Annotated in this window: 2 protein-coding genes; both read left to right on the plus strand. The window is 56.5% G+C overall.

Annotation, left to right across the window (positions count from 1 at the left end):
- On the plus strand, positions 1-169 hold a 169-nt coding region (locus CR492_RS20225; protein WP_180982649.1), incomplete at its 5' end, for a CrcB family protein.
- A gap of 86 nt (positions 170-255) precedes the next feature.
- Positions 256-843, plus strand: a complete 588-nt coding sequence (locus CR492_RS20635; RefSeq protein WP_146030353.1) for a hypothetical protein — start codon at positions 256-258, stop codon at positions 841-843.
- The last annotated feature ends 83 nt before the right edge of the window (positions 844-926 follow it).

Below are 926 nucleotides of genomic sequence, written 5' to 3' on the forward strand. Positions count from 1 at the left end.
GGTCACGACCTTCTCTTCATTTAGCCTCCAGACATTAGAGCTTGCTCAATCGGGCGAATTTCTTCGCGCCGGCGTATATGTCGCTGTGTCGGTGTTTCTCTGTCTGTTGTTTGTTTGGCTCGGCTATATGGCCGCGACAGGCATCAATCTACAGGCAGCTCATTCTTGACGATAGATAAAGCGCGAAAGCGAAAAATGGCGAATAGCATTCTCGTAGCTTTGACACATGAGGCCTCCGCGGCCGCGACTCTATCGATGGCCGATGTGGCGGCGGACGTCGAACAGGCGGAGCGTATCGATGTGATTCACGTCAGGATCAACCCGCTGGCGACCATTATCGTAGGAGAAGAGATTCTCTCCGATGCGCGGCGAAAGGAAATTGATGACAGTAACGCTCAAGAAGCATCCGCAGTTAAGGCGGCTTTCGACGCGTGGTCGGTTGGCGGCGGGAACACTGGAGCGGCCCGTCCAGCTGCTGTATGGCTCGATGTTCTTGGAGACCTGCGCGCTCAAGTCGCCAAACTGGGTCGGACAGCGAATCTGATCGTCCTCGGGAAGCCAGACCCGGCGCGTCATCCACCTCATACTGCCGATGGCCGTGAAGCGCTCCATGCGGCAATTTTCGAGACAGGACGGCCGTTCCTGCTAACGCCACAAAATACGAGCCTGCCAATCGATGCTCATGTCGCTATTGCCTGGAAAGAAGGAGAGGCCGCAACGCGCGCGGTGCTAGCGGCTTTGCCCTGGCTCACTCGCGCTAAAGCAATCTCGGTCGTCGTCGTTTCAGAAGATAGCACACAATGGACTTGCCCCGGAAAAATGGAGAGGTTTCCTGAGATTTGAAAGGAAACCGCGATGGGGAAGCAGCAGCGCCGTTTCACGGCGGACTTTGAAAAGGAAGCTGTGCGGCTGGCGACGACCAGCGG

Origin of the sequence: Methylocella silvestris, assembly GCF_002891535.1 — a bacterium.
Lineage (GTDB): Bacteria > Pseudomonadota > Alphaproteobacteria > Rhizobiales > Beijerinckiaceae > Methylocapsa > Methylocapsa silvestris_A.

Coding starts and splice junctions, on each gene's coding strand:
- CR492_RS20635 (WP_146030353.1), top strand. CDS start 256: ATGGCCGATGTGGCGGCGGACGTCGAACAGGCGGAGCGTATCGATGTG.